Origin of the sequence: Streptomyces sp. NPDC051104 (genome assembly GCF_040682835.1) — a bacterium.
GTDB lineage: Bacteria > Actinomycetota > Actinomycetes > Streptomycetales > Streptomycetaceae > Streptomyces > Streptomyces cynarae.
The window spans coordinates 17,569-35,258 of the sequence record NZ_JBFBBS010000004.1 but is presented as its reverse complement, the minus strand read 5'-3'; the positions used below and the strand labels follow the sequence as shown (position 1 = coordinate 35,258).

The 17,690-nt window shown below is 72.1% G+C and carries 16 protein-coding genes; 3 read left to right on the top strand and 13 right to left on the bottom strand.

The features are described 5' to 3' along the window. Window positions 1–55 precede the first annotated feature (55 nt). Both AB0N14_RS08325 and AB0N14_RS08320 read left to right on the top strand, forming a co-directional pair. Window positions 56–1,054, top strand: a complete 999-nt coding sequence (locus AB0N14_RS08325) for an aldo/keto reductase (protein WP_366024912.1) — start codon at window positions 56–58, stop codon at window positions 1,052–1,054. Window positions 1,055–1,156: 102 nt separating this feature from the next. After that, window positions 1,157–2,332 carry a PQQ-dependent sugar dehydrogenase gene (locus tag AB0N14_RS08320; RefSeq protein WP_366024911.1) on the top strand — a complete coding sequence of 392 codons (1,176 nt, stop codon included), beginning with the start codon at window positions 1,157–1,159 and terminating at the stop codon, window positions 2,330–2,332. Window positions 2,333–2,346: 14 nt separating this feature from the next. Here AB0N14_RS08320 and AB0N14_RS08315 read toward each other — a convergent pair whose 3' ends face one another. The 12 genes from AB0N14_RS08315 to AB0N14_RS08260 form a co-directional block, all read right to left on the bottom strand. Further along, on the bottom strand, window positions 2,347–2,541 hold the full coding sequence (locus tag AB0N14_RS08315; protein WP_366024910.1) for a DUF6191 domain-containing protein: 195 nt from the start codon (window positions 2,539–2,541) through the stop codon (window positions 2,347–2,349). Window positions 2,542–2,579: 38 nt separating this feature from the next. Further along, window positions 2,580–5,663 carry an AAA family ATPase gene (locus tag AB0N14_RS08310; RefSeq protein WP_366024909.1) on the bottom strand — a complete coding sequence of 1,028 codons (3,084 nt, stop codon included), beginning with the start codon at window positions 5,661–5,663 and terminating at the stop codon, window positions 2,580–2,582. Between the two features lie 158 nt (window positions 5,664–5,821). After that, window positions 5,822–5,995: a hypothetical protein gene (locus AB0N14_RS08305; RefSeq protein ID WP_366024908.1), complete on the bottom strand. Its 174-nt coding sequence runs from the start codon at window positions 5,993–5,995 to the stop codon at window positions 5,822–5,824. Between the two features lie 204 nt (window positions 5,996–6,199). Next, window positions 6,200–6,784 (bottom strand): hypothetical protein, encoded by a 585-nt coding sequence (locus AB0N14_RS08300; RefSeq protein ID WP_366024907.1) that lies wholly within the window; start codon window positions 6,782–6,784, stop codon window positions 6,200–6,202. Window positions 6,785–6,847: 63 nt separating this feature from the next. Next, on the bottom strand, window positions 6,848–7,423 hold the full coding sequence (locus tag AB0N14_RS08295) for a GNAT family protein (RefSeq protein WP_366024906.1): 576 nt from the start codon (window positions 7,421–7,423) through the stop codon (window positions 6,848–6,850). After that, window positions 7,401–9,641 (bottom strand): MMPL family transporter, encoded by a 2,241-nt coding sequence (locus tag AB0N14_RS08290; protein WP_366024905.1) that lies wholly within the window; start codon window positions 9,639–9,641, stop codon window positions 7,401–7,403. Before AB0N14_RS08290 ends, AB0N14_RS08295 begins: the two co-directional genes overlap by 23 nt. Window positions 9,642–9,911: 270 nt before the next feature. Then, a complete protein-coding gene (gene gatB / locus AB0N14_RS08285; RefSeq protein WP_366024904.1) occupies window positions 9,912–11,426 on the bottom strand; it encodes an Asp-tRNA(Asn)/Glu-tRNA(Gln) amidotransferase subunit GatB in 1,515 nt (504 codons plus the stop codon). A 16-nt stretch (window positions 11,427–11,442) separates the two neighbouring features. Beyond that, window positions 11,443–11,685, bottom strand: a complete 243-nt coding sequence (locus AB0N14_RS08280) for a hypothetical protein (protein ID WP_103838024.1) — start codon at window positions 11,683–11,685, stop codon at window positions 11,443–11,445. Further along, window positions 11,682–13,184, bottom strand: a complete 1,503-nt coding sequence (gene gatA / locus AB0N14_RS08275) for an Asp-tRNA(Asn)/Glu-tRNA(Gln) amidotransferase subunit GatA (RefSeq protein ID WP_366024903.1) — start codon at window positions 13,182–13,184, stop codon at window positions 11,682–11,684. Before gatA ends, AB0N14_RS08280 begins: the two co-directional genes overlap by 4 nt. A 6-nt stretch (window positions 13,185–13,190) precedes the next feature. Further along, window positions 13,191–13,487: an Asp-tRNA(Asn)/Glu-tRNA(Gln) amidotransferase subunit GatC gene (gatC, locus tag AB0N14_RS08270; protein ID WP_366024902.1), complete on the bottom strand. Its 297-nt coding sequence runs from the start codon at window positions 13,485–13,487 to the stop codon at window positions 13,191–13,193. 268 nt (window positions 13,488–13,755) lie between these two features. Further along, entirely contained in the window at window positions 13,756–14,250 is a 495-nt protein-coding gene (locus AB0N14_RS08265) for a cupin domain-containing protein (protein ID WP_366024901.1), read from the bottom strand. A 31-nt stretch (window positions 14,251–14,281) separates the two neighbouring features. Next, the gene (locus AB0N14_RS08260; protein WP_366024900.1) at window positions 14,282–14,653 is read right to left on the bottom strand and encodes a DUF4267 domain-containing protein; all 372 of its coding nucleotides are present in this window, start codon (window positions 14,651–14,653) and stop codon (window positions 14,282–14,284) included. A gap of 97 nt (window positions 14,654–14,750) precedes the next feature. On the opposite strand from AB0N14_RS08260, the gene AB0N14_RS08255 reads away from it, so the two are divergent. Beyond that, on the top strand, window positions 14,751–15,335 hold the full coding sequence (locus AB0N14_RS08255; protein WP_366024899.1) for a TetR/AcrR family transcriptional regulator: 585 nt from the start codon (window positions 14,751–14,753) through the stop codon (window positions 15,333–15,335). A 17-nt stretch (window positions 15,336–15,352) separates the two neighbouring features. Here the strand turns inward: AB0N14_RS08255 and AB0N14_RS08250 are convergent, their stop codons facing one another. Next, on the bottom strand, window positions 15,353–17,686 hold the full coding sequence (locus AB0N14_RS08250) for a bifunctional diguanylate cyclase/phosphodiesterase (RefSeq protein ID WP_366024898.1): 2,334 nt from the start codon (window positions 17,684–17,686) through the stop codon (window positions 15,353–15,355). Between the last annotated feature and the right edge of the window lie 4 nt (window positions 17,687–17,690).

Here is a 17,690-nt window from a genome sequence, read left to right as displayed (position 1 = left end):
GGATCCGCTGCCGCATTGGTTAGTTTGGGGTGCCAGCAAAGGAGGACACGGCCAGGTGGAGCGCAGGACGATCGGCGCGGCGACGCTCGAAGTGGGGGCCGTGGGACTCGGGTGCATGCCGATGAGCTGGGGATACTCCACCTCCCGGCAGCGGGGCGACGAGTCGCTGCGGACGGTGCACCGGGCGCTCGACCTGGGGATGACACTGCTGGACACCGCCGACATGTACGGGCCGTTCACCAACGAGCTGCTGGTGGGCCGGGTACTGAAGGAGCGGCGCGCCGAAGCCTTCGTGTCGACCAAGGTGGGGCTGCTGGCGGGCGAGCAGCACATCGTGGCCAACGGCCGCCCCGGGTATGTGAAACGGGCCTGCGACGCGTCGCTGCGCCGTCTGCAGACAAACGTCATCGATCTCTACCAGTTGCACCGCGCGGACCCGGAGGTGCCCGTCGAGGAGACCTGGGGCGCGATGGCGGACCTGGTGCAGGCGGGCAAGGTGCGGGCGCTGGGGCTGTGCGCGGTGGGGGTGCGCGGCGGGCGGCGGACCGGGACGCAGCGGTACGACGGAACGATCCGGCAGCTGGAGCGGGTGCAGCAGGTGTTCCCGGTGAGCGCGGTGGAGGCGGAGCTGTCGGTGTGGTCGCCTCAGGCGCTGGACGCGCTGCTGCCGTGGTGCGCGGCACGCGGCGTGGGCTTTCTGGCGGCCATGCCACTCGGCAACGGCTTTCTGACCGGCACGCTGACCCCGGGCGAGGGTTTCGAACCGGACGACCTGCGCGCCCGGCATCCCCGCTTCACGGCGGAGATGATGGCGGCGAACCAGCCGATCGTGGCGGGCCTGCGCCGGGTGGCGCACCGCCACGGCGACGCCGTCACCCCCGCCCAGGTGGCTCTGTCCTGGGTGCTGTCCCAGGGCCCGCACGTGATCCCGGTCCCGGGCGCCAAACGGCGGCGGTGGGTGACGGAGAACGCGGCGGCCTCCGTGCTGCGGCTGACCACCGAGGACCTGACGGAACTGGCGGGACTGCCCGCGGCACAGGGGTCGTGGGACTGAACGGATCCCGTACCGCGTGGCCGGAACGGGACGGTCGGTGGAGGGAAGGCCGGCGGTGGGAACCCCAGGGGCGTCCGAGGCGTAGGTAAGGGAGGAAGGCCCATGGCGGAGGGGACCTGGATGGTGCGACATCGAGTGGTGACGGCCGTGGTGGCCGCGACCGCGCTGCTGGCGGTCGGCTGCTCCTCCGGTGGCGGAGGCACGCCGGGTGGGGGCGAGAGTTCCTCGGCCGGCTCGGCGGCACCGTCGACCTCCGGGCGGACCGCCGAAGAGACACCGCCGGCCAAGGGGTCGGTGCGGGTGGTGCGCACGGTCGCCGATCACCTCAAGACGCCCTGGGGCCTGGCTCCGCTGCCCGGCGGCGGGCTCCTGGTCTCCTCCCGGGACGACGGGACGATCATCCGGGTCGACGACAGGACCGGCCGGAAAACGCTCCTGGGCACGGTGCCCGGCGTCGCCGCCGACGGCGAGGGCGGTCTGCTGGGCATCGCGCTCTCCCCGGACCACGCCTCGGACCACCTGGTCTACGCCTACCTGACGACCGACTCCGACAACCGCATCGTCCGCATGCTGTACGACCCGCGGAAGCCGGCCGGTGAGCAGCTCGGCGCACCGGACACCGTGTTCAAGGGCATCCCGAAGGGCTTCATCCACAACGGCGGCCGTATCGCGTTCGGCCCCGACGGCATGCTGTACGCGGGCACCGGCGAGTCGGGCGACCGCGGTCTGGCCCAGGACCGGAACTCGCTGGGCGGCAAGATCCTGCGCATGACCCCCGAGGGCGAGCCCGCCCCCGGCAACCCCTTCGGGAACTCGGTGGTCTACTCGTACGGGAACCGCAATGTGCAGGGTCTGGCCTGGGACGGCAAGCAGCGGTTGTACGCCTCCGAGTTCGGCCAGGACACCTGGGACGAGCTCAACGCGATCAAGCCGGGCGGCAACTACGGCTGGCCGGACACCGAGGGCAGCTCGAACGACCCCAAGTACCAGAACCCGATCGCCCAGTGGCACACCGACGTGGCCTCCCCCAGCGGCATCGCCTACGCCGAGGGCTCGATCTGGATGGCGGGTCTGCGCGGGCAGCGGCTGTGGCGCATCCCGCTGAGGGGCACGGAGACCTCGGCGCCCCCGCAGGCCTTCCTCACCGGCACCCACGGCCGTCTGCGCACCGTGGTCGCGGCCGGCGGCGACAAGCTGTGGCTGACGACCAGCAACACGGACGGCCGGGGCAAGCCGTCGCCGTCCGACGACCGGATCCTGGAGCTCGAGGTGTCGTAGCCGGGCGGGCCCGTTCAGTCTTCGTCGGGCCCGGGGTCGGCGGGAGCCGGTTTCGGCAGGCGTATGACCACCGTGCCCGACGCCAGGTCGATCGGGCCACGGCCCGGATCGCCGTCCGTGACGTCCAGCCGGGTCAGTTCCAGGCGCTTCTGCTCATCGTGGGTGTGTTTGCGGCCGGGCGCGAACAGTTCCTCGAACATGCTGAACACGGCGCCTCCCTGGGGCCCGACTCCCGTCAGCGTAAGCCTCAGCCTGCGGCCTGGACAGGGGGCGCCTCCGCCGGGAACAACCGCAACCGGTGCGCCACCGCCGCCGCCTCGCCCCGGCCCGCGACACCCAACTTCGCCAGGATGTTCGACACGTGGACGCTGGCGGTCTTCGGGGAGATGAACAGCTCCTCGGCTATCTGCCGGTTGCTGCGGCCGATCGCGACCAGGCGGAGCACGTCCCGCTCCCGGTTGGTAAGCCCCAGGGACTCGACGGGATCGAGCGCGGCCGGTTCCGGGGCGCGGGTGAGGGTGAGGCGGGCGCGCCGGGCAAGCAGGGCGACCAAGTCGGCGAGCGGCCGGGCACCGAGGTGGTCGGCCACCGCCCCGGCCAGCCGCAGCAGCTCGGCGGCCCGCTCGCGCGCGTCCTCGTCGCCGCCCGGGACCAGCAGGGACTCGGCGAGCCGATGCCGGACTCGGGCCAGGTCGTACGGGCGGTCCAGGGCCTCGAAGGCGGTCACGGCCTCCGCCCAGACGTCCGGGGCGCCACGGCCCTCGGCGCGCAGCAGCTCGGCACGGACCCAGCATGCGTACGCCTGCCACACCGGCACGTTCGCGGCGAGTGTCTTCGCGGTGTCGCGGATCCGTTCCAGCGTCTCGGCGCGGCCCGGCTCGGCGGCGGGCAGCCCGAGCGCGTCGGCCTCGGCGATGGCGGCGGCGAGTAGCAGCGGCCAGCCGTAGCGCTGGGTGCCGGGCGGAAACCCCCTGGTCAGTGCGGTGGCGAAAGCGGCGCGGGCGTCAGCGAGGCGGCCTTCGCCGGCGGCGATCCCGATGGTGACGTGCTCCAGCCTCAGCTCGTGCTGCGGCATGGTGTCGTGCGTGCCCAGGTACGCGCGGGCGGCGGCCAGCTGCCGTCCTGCCTCGGCCAGGTCGCCGCGGGCGAGCGCGAGGTGCGCGTGGATCGTGGCCCGGAAGGCGCGGGGCTTGGCGCTCTGGCCGACCCGCTCGGAGTGGAGCCCGGCCTCGGCGGCCTCGTCCCAGCGGCCCAGCGAGTAGAGGGATTCGCCGAGGTTGCCCCATACCCAGGCCTCGGAGTCCGTCAGCCCCAGCTTCCGGGTGATCTCCAGGCCTTCTCGGAGCACCTCGACAGCCTCCCGGGAACGGCCGATGCCCTCCAGGTGGGACGGCAGGTTCACATGCAGGCGGCCCCTCACATAGGCCTCGCCGAGGGCGGCCGCCTGCTCCTTGACCTCGTAGATCTCCGCGAGCCCGGTGTCGATGTCACCCGCGTCGACCAGGAGGCCGCCCAGGGTGAGACGGGCGTTGAGCTCGATGTCACGGGCGCCCACCATGCGCGCGTACTCCACGGCGCGCTCGGCGGCCGAAAAGGCGTCGGGGCCGGGTTCGTGCAGCATCGACCAGCCGGCGACCATGGCGAGCACCTCGGCGTGCACCTCCGAGGGCGCCAGTCCCCGTACCAGCTCCTGGGCCGTGGCGAGTTCCTTCCATCCGTCGCCGCGGCCCGTGTTCTGCACGAGCCGGGAGCGCTGCACCCAGAACCAGGCGGCGCGGAGGGGGTCTCCCCTGCTCGAACCTTGTTGAGAGCTTGGGGGAGGATCGGGTTCCTCCTCCAGGAGGCGCAGGGCCCGTTTGGTGATCTTCAGGGCGCGTTCCCGCTCCCCGCACAGCCGGCCCGCCACGGCCGCCTCGGCCATCAGGTCGAGGTAGCGCAGGGGTGTGGTCGCCGGGTCGCAGCCGCAGGGAGGGTAGACCTCGGCGTGGTCCACGGGCCGCAGGGCCGCCCGTACGTCGTCGGGGGCGAGGTCCCACAGCTCCATCGCCCGCTCCAGGAGCCGCAATTGTTCGGAGTGGGCGTGCCGGCGGCGGGCCTCCACCGCGGCGTCGAGCACGGCGGGCAGGGCCTTGGCGGCGTCGTGCGCGTGGTACCAGTAGCTGGCCAGGCGGGTGGCGCGCTGGTCGGCGGGGACGAGGGTGGGGTCGGCCTCCAGGGCCTCGGCGTAGCGGCGGTTGAGACGTGAGCGTTCGCCGGGGAGCAGGTCGTCGCTGACGGCCTCGCGGACCAGGGAGTGGCGGAAGCGGTAGCCGTCGCCGTCCGGGGTGGCGAGGAGGATGTTGGCGCCGACGGCGGCACGCAGGGCCTCGATGAGGTCGTCCTCGGCGAGTGAGGCGACGGCCGCGAGGAGGCGGTACTCGACGGTGGAGCCGCCCTCGGCGACGGTCCGGGCGACCCGCTGGGCGGTCTCGGGCAGCGCCTCGACACGGACGAGGAGGAGGTCGCGCAGGGAGTCGGTGAGGCCGGTGCAGCAGCCGTCCTGGGCGGCCACCGCCAGTTCCTCCACGAAGAACGCGTTGCCGTCGGAGCGGGCGAAGATGTCGTCGACCTGGGCGGGGTCGGGGTCGGCGGCGAGGATGCCGGCGATCTGGCGTTCGACCTCGGTGCGGTTGAACCGGCCCAGCTCGATGCGGCGGACGGTGCGCAGGCGGTCGAGTTCGGCGAGGAGGGGGCGCAGCGGGTGGCGGCGGTGGATGTCGTCGGAGCGGTAGGTGGCGACGACGACCAGACGGCCGCTGCGCAGCGTACGCAGGAGGTAGGCGAGCAGGTGGCGGGTGGAGGCGTCCGCCCAGTGCAGGTCCTCCAGGGCGAGGACGACGGTGCGGCGGGCGGCGATCCGCTCGAGCAGGCGGGCGGTGAGCTCGAAGAGGCGGGCCATGCCCTCCTCGTCGTCCCGCGGGCCGCGGCGGGCCTCGCCGAGTTCGGGCAGCAGCCGGGCGAGCTCCTCCTCCTGGCCGGCGGCGGCCTCGGCGAGTTCCTCGGGGAGCTGGCGGCGCAGGGCGCGCAGGGCGGTGGAGAACGGCGCGAAGGGCAGCCCGTCGGCGCCGATCTCGACGCAGCCGCCGAGCGCGACGACGACGTCCCGGCGGGCCGCGGCCGCCGTGAACTCCTCCAGCAGCCGGGTCTTGCCGACGCCCGCCTCGCCCCCGACGAGCAGCGCCTGGGGCTCCCCGGCTGCGGCGCGGGCGAGCGCGTCGTGCAACGCCCCCAACTCCTCGTCGCGGCCGACGAAAACGGGGCTGACGGACCTGGTCTCCACGCCCCCGAGCATGTCACGAGGCACTGACAGGGCGGCACCGATTATCCGCTCGGGTGACGGCGAAGCGGCCGCCCCCGGTGGTTCCGGGACGGCCGCCGCGTCGGATCGGGCGGGGTCGGCGTGCGCCGGGAGCGCGGGGCCCGTGCCGCCGTCCCCCCAAGGCCGCGTGTTCACGCCGCGCGGGTGAACCCGCTCCGGCCCCGGCGGGCACTATGGGACCCGGCCTGGCGGGCCGCGTCGTCGGCGGACTGCCTGCGGCGCTGGGCCGTGCGGGCGAGGCGGTAGTCGTCGGCCTCGCGGATCAGCTCGGCGGAACGGATCTTGTGCAGCTCGTACGCGAACATGTGCGTCCCCCTGGGAAGTTGTGGTGCGGCATCGCTTTCTGCGCTGCCTCAACCTTCGTTTCCGAGGGGCTTCCGTCGCATCGGGAAAGTTCCGCATCTTCCGGCTCGGTAGGGGCCTTAGATGCGAAGAGGGGGTCTTAGGGCCCCGGCGGGAGTGCCGGAGACGCCCCGAGACCCCTCATACCGCGTTCCGCGTTCCTCAACTCAACTGGCGGACGGCAGCCCGAGCAGAATGTCCGTGTACTTCAGCACGGCCAGCAGCAGGCCGATGACACCCAGCGCGACACCGCCCCACGCGACCGACTTGATCCACGTGGCCTGCGGCTTCCCGGGCGCCCCGAACGCAGGCCGGGCCAGCACCACGACGCCCACGATCAGGGCGGCGAGTGCGAACAGGCCGCCCCACAGCGCGGTGGCGTGCCAGGCGTCGCCGTAGACCGCCTTGATCTGCTCGGCGACGCCAGCCTGGGACGAGGTCCGCAGCTGCCCGATGAGCTGCTGGCGCGCTCCGGCCACGGTGCCGAGCCAGCTGCCGCTGAGCGAGACGAAGCCGAGCGCGGCCGCAACCACGGCCCCGGCGCCCTGGCCGATGCCGGAGGGGCCCTGCGGGGCGGCCTTCCCTTCAGCATCCGCTACCTCAGCAGCCTCCGTCGCCTCGGCCTCCCTCGCCTCGGTGGCCTCGGTGGCCTCGGCGGCCTCATCGGTCTTGCTGACCTCCGCCTTCTCCTCGTTGTTCGTCGCCTCGACGCCGCTCGCGGCCTTGGCCTCGTCCACTGTCTTGGTTCCCATGCCTCGCACCGTACGGACGCTGTCTGAGAGGTCTCTTAATGATCGGCTCTTGGCGATCGTCTCTTAGTGATCGCCGCGGTCGTCACGCGCGCGTGCCGCACTCCACTCGGGGGCGAGCACCGACCAGACCTCGATGTCCTGACGCACACCCCGGTGCGGGTACGCCTCGCGGAGCACCCCTTCCCGGGTCATGCCGAGCCGCCGCGCCACGTTGATGCTCGGTTCGTTGGCGGACGACGCGTACCACTCCACACGGTGCATGCCGCGCTCGTCAAACGCCCGGTCGATGAGCACCCGTGCCCCACGGGTGACAAGGCCCAGCCCGGCCGCCGCGGGCTCCAGCCAGCAGCCGACCTCGCAGTTGCCGGCGGCGGCCTCGAAGACGCGGAAGAGCAGTCCGCCGACCAGCTTGCCGTCCAGCCACAGCCCGTGCAGGAAGCCGCTGTCGGCGGCGCGCTTGTCGGCGTACCCCTTGAGGATCTCCCGGGCGGAGTCCACGTCGGTGGCGTTCTCCCCGAACCGGATGTGCTGGGTGATGAACTCCCGCCCGCGGTCGAGGTGCGCGAGGAACTCCTCGGCGTGCCACGGCTCCAGGGGCCGCAGCTCGGCCCCGTCGTCACCCAGGGATATCGCGTACATCCTGGTCCCGCTCCTTCAGCAGTACGTCGACCAGGGCGTCCTCCTCCGGACGCCGCCCAGGGATCGTCGCACGGCACTCGGGCGGTTCGATGCTGATCCGCGGCAGCCGGCGCTCCAGCCAGGCGGGCAGCCACCAGTTGGCGGCGCCGAGGAGGTGCATCAGGGCGGGGACGAGGAGGGTGCGCAGGACGAAGGCGTCCAGGGCGACGGCGGAGGCGAGGGCGATGCCGAACATGGCGATCACGCGGTCGCCGCCGAGCACGAAGGACAGGAAGACGGAGATCATGATGACGGCGGCCGAGTTGATCACTCGGCTGGTCTCGGCGAGGCCGATGCGTACGGCGCGGCGGTTGTCGCCGGTCTCCAGCCACTCCTCGTACATGCGGCTGACCAGGAACACCTGATAGTCCATGGACAGCCCGAAGAGCACCGAGACCATGATCACGGGGAGGAAGGGCTCGATCGGGCCGGCGCTGCCGAGGCCCAGCAGTTCGCTCCCCCAGCCCCACTGGAAGATCGCGACGACCACGCCGAAGGCGGCGGCGACGGCGGCGAGGTTCATCGCGGCTGCCTTCAGCGGGATGCCGAAGGACCGGAAGGCCAGCAGGAGCAGCAGGCAGCCCAGGCCGATCACCACGCTCACGAACAGCGGCAGCTTGCCGACGATCACGCTCGCGAAGTCGTCGTAGCCGGCCGTCACCCCGCCCACGTACAGGTCGAGGGTGGTGCCCTTCTCGGCGCGCGGCAGCACGTCGGAGCGCAGCCGCTTCACCAGGTCGCTGGTCTGCTGGGACTGCGGGGCGGAGTCGGGTACGACGGTGAGGTACGCCGTGGTGCCGCTGCCGTTGTACGTCACCGGCGTCACGGCGGCGACGCCCTTGGTCGCGGCGAGCGTGGAGTCGAGGTTGTCGAGGGCGAGCTCGTCCTCGGCGCCGCCGACCTTGCCGACCAGGGTGAGCGGGCCGTTGACACCGGGGCCGAAGCCCTCGGCGAGGAGGTCGTACGCCTGCCGGGTGGTCGACGACTTCGGGTCGTTGCCCTGGTCGGAGGTGCCCAGGTGGAGGGAGAACGTGGGCAGCGCGAGCAGCGCCATGACGGCCAGGGCGACGGCGCCGAGCTTCTTGGGGTGGCGCTCGACGAACGCGGACCATCGGGCCGAGAGCCCGGTCGGCATCTCGGGTTCTGGCCCGTGCTCGTAGAGCCTGCGCCGCTCCCGCCTGCTCAGGGCGCGCGGGCCGATGAAGGACAGCAGGGCCGGCAGCAGGGTCACGGAGGCCGCGACGGTGAGCAGCACGGTCAGGCAGGCGGCGACCGCGACGCCGTTGAGGAAGCCGAGCCGGAGGATCAGCATGCCGAGCAGCGCGATGCACACGGTGGCGCCCGCGAAGACGACGGCCCGTCCGGTGGTGGCGACGGCGTTCACGGCGGCCTCGGCCACCGGGACCGCGCGCTTGAGGCTGCGGCGGTGCCTGGTCACGATGAACAGCGCGTAGTCGATGCCGACGCCGAGCCCGATCAGCAGGCCGAGCATGGGCGCGAAGTCGGCGACGGTCATCGCGTGCCCGAGCAGGTCGATGCCGAAGTAGGCGGTGCCCACACCGATCAGCGCGGTCGCGATGGGCAGCAGGGAAGCGGCGAGGGAGCCGAAGGCGAGGAAGAGGACCACGGCGGCGACGGCCACGCCGATGGCCTCGGCGAGGTGCCCGCCCTGCGCCTCGGTGAGCGAGACGGCGCTGCCGCCGAGCTCCACCTGGAGCCCGCGGGTCTCGGCGGCCTTGGCGGCGCTGACGACGGCCTGGGCCTCGCCCTTCTTGATGTCCTGGGCCTCGTGGGCGAAGGTGACCGTCGCGTACGCGGTGTGGCCGTCGCGGCTGATCGCGTCGCCGCGGTTGCCCTCGTAGGGGTTGGTGACGGAGGCGACGCCGGGCAGGTCCGCGATGCGGTCCAGGGTGCGGGTCATCGCCTGCTGGACGTCGGTGTCGCGCACGCCGGCGTCGGCGGCGTGCCAGACGACGGTGTCGCTGTCGCCGCTGAGGTGCGGGAAGCCCTTCTGGACCAGCCGGTAGGCGCGGTCGGACTCGGTGCCGGGGGCGCCGTAGTCGTTCGAGTACGCGGAGCCCGTGACGGCTGCCGCGGAGGTGACGCCGGCGAAGGCGATCAGCCACAGCAGGACGGTGACGAGGCGGTGGCGGACACACCAACGTGCGAGGGCTGCCACGGACGTGCTCCCTGGGGTATTTCGTGGATCTTTGCCCGGGGACAGCCGCTAAGAGAACTGAACAGCCCGCAAAGAACACATGAGCGATCCACAACACTTTCGCAGCCGGAAAAGATCGTTTGTCACTTTCGTGGCGTTACTCACGGGAATGGGACCCAAGTCACAGGACAATCCCAGCAACTCTGCCACCACATAAGGTTTTTGTAAGCGAACGAGGGGCAGTACACCAGGTTCGGTGTACTGCCCCTCGGGAGCGTTCCGCGCTGTCTCTCAGCCCTCGCTGACGCCGAGCTTCTGAAGGATCAGCTCCTTGACGCGGGCCGCGTCGGCCTGGCCGCGGGTGGCCTTCATGACGGCGCCGACCAGGGCGCCGGCCGCGGCCACCTTGCCGCCGCGGATCTTGTCCGCGATGGCCGGGTTGCCGGCGATGGCCTCGTCGACGGCGGCGGTCAGGGCACCCTCGTCGGAGACGACCTTCAGACCGCGCTTCTCGACGACCTCGTCCGGGGTGCCCTCGCCCGCGAGGACGCCCTCGATGACCTGGCGGGCCAGCTTGTCGTTCAGGTCACCCGACTCCACCAGCTTGGTCACGCGCGCGACCTGCTCAGGGGTGATCGGCAGTTCGTCCAGGGCCTTGCCCGACTCGTTGGCGTTGCGAGCCAGTTCGCCCATCCACCACTTGCGCGCGGCGGCCGCGTCGGCGCCCGCGTCGATCGTGTCGACGATCAGGTCCAGAGCACCGGCGTTGAGGATCGCCTGCATGTCGGTGGCGGAGACGCCCCACTCCTCGCGCAGCCGGTTGCGGCGCACCAGCGGCAGCTCGGGCAGCGAGGTGCGCAGCTCCTCGACCCACTCGCGCGGGGGCGCGACCGGCACCAGGTCCGGCTCGGGGAAGTACCGGTAGTCCTCGGCCTCCTCCTTGGTCCGGCCCGAGGTCGTCGTGCCGGTGTCCTCGTGGAAGTGGCGGGTCTCCTGGATCACCGTGCCGCCGCTGCCGAGCACGGCGGCGTGGCGCTGGATCTCGTAGCGGCAGGCGCGCTCGACGGAGCGCAGCGAGTTGACGTTCTTGGTCTCGCTGCGAGTGCCGAACTTCTCCGAGCCCTTGGGCATCAGCGAGAGGTTCACATCACAGCGCATCTGGCCCATCTCCATACGGGCCTCGGAGACGCCGAGCGCCCGGATGAGCTCGCGCAGCTCACGGACGTACGCCTTCGCCACCTCGGGCGCGCGCTCGCCGGCGCCGACGATCGGCTTGGTGACGATCTCGATCAGCGGGATGCCGGCGCGGTTGTAGTCCAGCAGCGAGTGCCGGGCGCCGTGGATGCGGCCGGTGGCGCCGCCGACGTGCGTCGACTTGCCGGTGTCCTCCTCCATGTGGGCGCGCTCGATCTCCACGCGGAAGGTGGTGCCGTCCTCCAGCTGCACGTCGAGGTAGCCGTTGAAGGCCATCGGCTCGTCGTACTGGGAGGTCTGGAAGTTCTTCGGCATGTCCGGATAGAAGTAGTTCTTCCGGGCGAAGCGGCACCACTCGGCGATCTCGCAGTTCAGCGCGAGACCGATCCTGATCGCGGACTCCACGCCGGTCGCGTTGACGACCGGGAGGGAGCCGGGCAGGCCGAGACAGGTGGGGCAGGTCTGGCTGTTCGGCTCGGCGCCGAGCGCCGTGGAACAGCCGCAGAACATCTTGGTCCTGGTGCCGAGTTCGACATGGACCTCGAGGCCCATGACGGGGTCGTACGACGCCAGCGCGTCCTCGTACGACACCAGGTCGGTCATGGTGGTCACGGTGAAACTTTCCCTCTCAGCCCAGCAGGACGTCGTCGTCGCCCAGGCGCTTCAGCTCCCGCACGAGCAGGGCGAGGCCGGTGACGATGGCGGCGGCGGACACGGCGGCGTCGATCAGTCGCAGCGTGTCGTGTTCGAGGCGGGCCTTCTTGACCTGCTTCGCGACACTGATCGCGCCGAACGCGGTGGTGGCCATGGACAGGTACGTACCGGACTTGGACTTCTTGAAGCCCTTGGCCTTGGACAGTGCCTTACTCACAGCGACGGAGCCTCCTCGAGAAGCGGGTGCCCCCACTTTTCCACGAAGGCGGCCTCGACGGCGGCGCCGACCTTGTAGAGGCGGTCGTCCTTCATCGCCGGAGCGATGATCTGCAGGCCGACGGGGAGGTTGTCCTCGGGCGCCAGACCGCAGGGCAGCGACATGGCGGCGTTTCCGGCCAGGTTGACCGGGATGGTGCACAGGTCCGCCAGGTACATCGCCATCGGGTCGTCGGCGCGCTCGCCGATCGGGAAGGCGGTGGTCGGGGTCGTGGGCGACACGATCACGTCCACCTTCTCGAACGACTTCTCGAAGTCGCGGGTGATGAGCGTGCGGACCTTCTGGGCGGAGCCGTAGTACGCGTCGTAGTAGCCGCTCGACAGGGCGTAGGTGCCGAGCATGATGCGGCGCTTGACCTCCGGGCCGAAGCCCTCGGCACGGGTCAGCGAGGTGACCTCCTCGGCGGAGTGCGAGCCGTCGTCACCGCTGCGCAGGCCGTAGCGCAGGCCGTCGAAGCGGGCGAGGTTGCTGGAGCACTCGCTCGGGGCGATCAGGTAGTAAGCGGCCAGCGCCAGGTCGAAGGACGGGCAGTCCAGCTCGACGATCTCCGCGCCCAGCTCCTTCAGGAGCGCGACGGACTCGTCGAAGCGCTGCAGGACGCCGGCCTGGTAGCCCTCGCCGCGGAACTGCTTGACGACACCGACGCGCATGCCCTCCACGGAGCCGCCCAGGGCGGCCTCGACGACCGGCGGGACCGGCGCGTCGATGGAGGTGGAGTCCAGCGGGTCGTGGCCCGCGATGACCTCGTGCAGCAGGGCCGCGTCCAGGACCGTGCGGGCACAGGGGCCGCCCTGGTCGAGGGAGCTGGAGAAGGCGACCATGCCGTAGCGGGAGACACCGCCGTAGGTCGGCTTGACGCCGACCGTGCCGGTGACGGCCGCGGGCTGGCGGATGGAGCCGCCGGTGTCGGTGCCGATGGCCAGGGGCGCCTGGAAGGAGGCGAGCGCGGCGCTCGACCCACCGCCGGAACCGCCGGGGATACGGGTGAGGTCCCAGGGGTTGCCGGTCGGCCCGAACGCGCTGTTCTCCGTCGACGACCCCATGGCGAACTCGTCCATGTTGGTCTTGCCGAGGATGACGACGTCCGCTTCCTTCAGCTTCTTGGTGAGGGTGGCGTCGTACGGCGGGATCCAGCCCTCGAGGATCTTGGAGCCGACGGTGGTCGGGATGCCCTCGGTGGTGAAGATGTCCTTCAGCGCGAGGGGCACACCGGCGAGCGGGCCGAGCTTCTCGCCGCGCTCCCGCTTCTCGTCGACGGCACGGGCCTGGGCGAGCGCGCCCTCACGGTCGACGTGCAGGAAGGCGTGCACCTTCTCGTCGACGGCCTCGATCCGGGCGACGTGGGCCTCGGTGACCTCGACGGCGGTCAGCTCGCCGGAGGCGATCTTCGCGGCGGTCTCGGCGGCGGTGAGCCGAATGATGCTGTTCTTGTCCGTCATGGCGGGCTACTCCTCCCCCAGGATCTGCGGCACCTTGAAACGCTGCTGCTCCTGGGCCGGGGCGCCGGACAGCGCCTGCTCGGGGGTGAGCGACGGACGGACCTCGTCCGGGCGCATGACGTTCGCCAGCGGCAGCGGGTGAGAGGTCGGCGGTACGTCTTGGTCGGCGACCTCGCTGACGCGGGCGACCGCGCCGATGATGTCGTCGAGCTGGCCTGCGAAGTGGTCGAGCTCTTCGGGCTTCAGCTCCAGACGCGCCAGCCGGGCGAGGTGGGCGACCTCCTCGCGCGTGATGCCAGGCATGCAGCGATCCTCTGGGGTGAGTGTGTGTGGTTTGGGCCTAGGGCCTGTCGGCACCTTCCCGTCGTCCGCCCGAAGGGCGGGCCGTGCGGCGTCTGGTGCGTGCGATCGCAAGGCGCCGGAGCGTCCTCGTGGCGGAGCCACGTGGACGATTCGGCAACGCGGCGAGCGTGCGTGCCAGACGCCGCACGGCAGGCGGGAATGTGTCGACAGGTCCTAATCCTATGGGGCGGGGGCCGGTCGCCGTGAAACGGTTTGCCGGGCCCGCCCCTCAGCCTCGGCGCCCTTCCCAGGCGTGGCTGCGCAGGAAGTGGTTGTCGTACAGGTCCTGCACCTCCAGCAGGCTCTCCGGGGTGGCCTCGCCGAGGGCGATGCGCTGGAGGTGACGGAAGTACTCGAAGCGCTCGACGCCCGGGGTGATCACGATGAGCAGGTCGGCGTCCGCACCGGGTACGGCGGCGAAGGCGTGCGGCTTGCCGGGCGGGACGACGACGAGGTCGCCGGGTCCGGCGGTGACGATGTCCTCCCCGGAGAGGATGTCCGCGGCGCCGTCGAGCAGGAAGAACATCTCGGCGGAGTTGTCGTGCCAGTGCGGCTTGGCGCCGTCGGCGCCGCCCTTGAGGGTGACGCGCTGGGTGGACAGGGCGCCTCCGGTCGCGCTGCTGTCGGCGAGCAGACGGATGGTGCTGGGCGCGCGACCGACGACTTCGGCCTCGGCCTCGCGAACGATCACGGGCTCTTCGAACTTCGGCACGAACAGCGACATGTGTGACCCCCTGGTGTCGGTATCGGCGTGATCAGACGGCGAAGAGCAGGCCGGCACTGATCAGTACAACGACTGCGGTGGCGAAGTGGATCCCGAAGGCCACGGCCTTCCTGCCGCCGTGGCGCAGGACTATCAGCGTGTCGACGAGTGGGACGAGTGCCACGCAGACCATCAGCCAGGCCTCGGCACGAGCACCGACGAAGGCCAGCAGCGCGAGGCCCACCAGCCCGAAGGCACCGTCCCTGAGGCCCTTGATCGACAGGTAGGCACCGGCTTCGCCACGAGGGTCGGCGGGGACGCCATAGCCGGCCGCGGCGGAGGCGGGCCGGAACCAGAAGCGGTAGCCGAGGAACACGCAGAACAGGTCGAGCAGGACGGCCAGGGTGTACGCGGTGACGGTCATGTCTCTTCTCCCCCATCAAGGTGAGCTAGCGGCGCTAGCGACAAGAGCGACACTAACAGAGCGCCGACAGATTGGCTAGCGCTGCTAGACTTTCGGCATGACGATCCAGACGCGCCGGGAGCGCGAACGAGCGGAACGCGAACGGCTGATCGTGACGGCCGCGCGGGAACTGGCGGAGGCCGAGGGCTGGGACGCCGTCACCACCCGGCGGCTCGCCGCGGAGATCGAGTACAGCCAGCCCGTCCTGTACAGCCACTTCAAGGGCAAGGACGCCATCATGGCGGCGGTCGCGGTGCAGGGCTGCGCGGAGCTGGCGGCCGAGTTGCGGGCGGCGCGTACGGCGGCCGAGGGCACGCGCGGGGCGCTGGCAGCGGTGGGGAAGGCGTACACGGACTTCGCGCGGCGGCGGCCCGCGCTCTACGACGCCATGTTCACCCACACCGTGGACCTGCCGTTCGCAACACCGGAGGCGCCCGCGGCCCTGCAGGAGGCGTTCGGCGAACTGCTCCGGGCCGTGGAACCCGTCGCGCACGAGGGCGACGACCCGGGCCTGCTCGCGGAGACCTACTGGGCCGGGCTGCACGGCCTGGTCACGCTGATGCGCAGCGGACGCCTGCCGGCCGAGGCCCATGAACGCCGGCTCGCCCTGCTGATCGGGCACTTCGCGGCGGGGACGAACTGATCACGACGGCTCTCGGGTCAGCCGAGCCGCCCGGGGTCGTCCGCGGTGGCCGCGGGCAGCGCGGCCCTGGGGCGCTGCCACCCCCGCACTCCTCGGGCCCGCAGCCACGCCGTCGTCTCGTCCGCCGGCATCGCCGCCGCGACCAGCCACCCCTGCACCGCGTCGCAGCCCAGGTCCCGCAGCCGCTCCCACGTCTCGTCGTCCTCGACGCCCTCCGCGACGACGAGCAGGCCCAGCGAATGCGCGAGGTCCACCGTGCAGCGCACGATCTCGGCGTCCTCCGCGTCCACTGCGAGCCGCGCCACGAACGACCGGTCGATCTTCAGCTCGCTCACCGGCAGCCGCCGCAGATGCACGAGCGAGGAGTAGCCCGTACCGAAGTCGTCCAGCGACATCTTCACGCCGTGCCCGGCCAGCCCCGCCAGCGTGTCCGCGGCCCGCTGGGGGTCCTCCAGGAGCACGTGCTCCGTGATCTCCAGCTGGAGCGCCCCGGCCGGGACCCCGTGCCGCGCCAGCCGCGCCGCGACCGACCCGGCGAACCCCGGCGTGTGGACGTCGCGCGGCGAGACGTTCACCGCGACCGGCACCATGAGCCCCTGCGCCCGCCACCGCGCCACCTGCTCGAGCGCCGTCTCCAGCACGTACTCCGTCAGGTGCGGCATCAGCCCGGACGACTCCGCGATCGCGATGAACTCGTCCGGCGGCACCTTTCCGCGCTCGGGATGCACCCACCGCACGAGCGCCTCGAGCCCGGCGACCTGCCCGTCGAAGCGCACCTTCGGCTGGTAGTGCAACTGCACCTCGTGCGCGTCCAGCGCGCGCCGCAGATCACCCAGCAGCCCGAGCCGGTCGGGTGTGTTCGAGTCCCGCTTGGACTCGTACACCTCCACCCCGGTGCGGTCCCGCTTCGCCTGGTACATCGCGACGTCCGCCCGCCGCAGCAGCCCCTCCGCGTCCAGCGCGTGGTCGGGGAAGACGGCGACCCCGGCGCTGGCCTCCAGGACGAGCGTGAGCCCGTCCAGATCGAGCGGCGAGCTGAGCGCGGCGACCAGGTTGCGGGCCGCCCTCGACGCGGACGTCGTGGAGTCCGCGACCGGTAGTAAGACCGCGAACTCGTCGCCCCCGAGCCGCGCGGCCTCGGCGCCGCGCGGCAGCGCCAGCCGCAGCCGCTCGGCTATCTGCAGCAGCAGCCGGTCGCCCGCGAGATGGCCGAGCGTGTCGTTCACGGACCGGAAGCGGTCGAGGTCGATCAGCATCAGGGCGGCCCGTGCCCCGATCCGCTCGGCGTCGTCGAGGGCCGTCCAGGTGCGCTCCAGCAGCCACTGCCGGTTGGGCAGCCCGGTCAGCCCGTCGCGCAGCTGCTCCTCGGCGCGGGCGCGGGCTATCCACAGGGTGGAGTCCAGGGCGATGAGCGGGATGGAGAACAGCGGCAGCAGGACCGGCACCGCGACGGCGACGACGCAGACCAGCGGGGCGATGCCGAGCAGCGCGACGGCGACGAGTCCGTGCCGGACCAGGGCGGTGCGGGCGACGGTGGGCAGGCCGCCGGTGCGTGGCGCGTGCAGGTACCACAGCAGCAGCCGGATCACGGCGAGGTACGCGGTGGCGACGAGGACGACCTGGGGGGCGGCGTAGAGGGTCCAGGTGCGCGGGTCCCAGGGCGTCTCGACGGTCGGGACGCGCCCGAAGGCGGCCAGTACGAGGGCTCCGGCGCCGATGCCCAGGAGGTCGACCGCGCCGTGCAGTATGCCCTGCCGCCAGCGGCCCAGCCGGGCTGCGCCGACCAGGACGACGACGGTGAGGCTGACCATCCCGGCGGGCACCCAGCCGTACAGAAGCAGGACGGCGAGGGTGAGGGCGGCGCCCGAGCCCGTGCCGCCCCACCAGCGGGAGCGGCCGAGCATGACCAGGTGGCCGACGATGATGCCGGTGAGCACGGCCAGGGACCAGCCGACGGCACCGGACGGGAACAGCGCGTGGTGTTCGCCGAACGCGCGGTAGAAGCCGGCGCCGAGGACGAACCCGGCGGCGGCGACGACCACCGCGGGCAGCGCGGGCCACGACATGTGCCGCTCCCCACCCTGACCGGGCAGCCCGGAGGAACTCCCGTCGGCGAGCGCGCCGGTGACGGGCGGCAGGGCCGGCAGCGAGGTCGTGCCCGGGGTGCTCCCCGCCGGGACTTCGGCGACGGGGCCGGGGGGCGCTCCCGGCAGGGCCCGTGGCACGGCACGCGGGCCGTCCGTACCCGCGTGCCCGGACGGCCGCACGATCCGGCGCCCCGCCCGCCAGGCGCCGGACACCCGGCGCAGGCGCAGCCGTGAGTCCGGGGCGGCGCTCTTGGTCGGTTCCATTCCC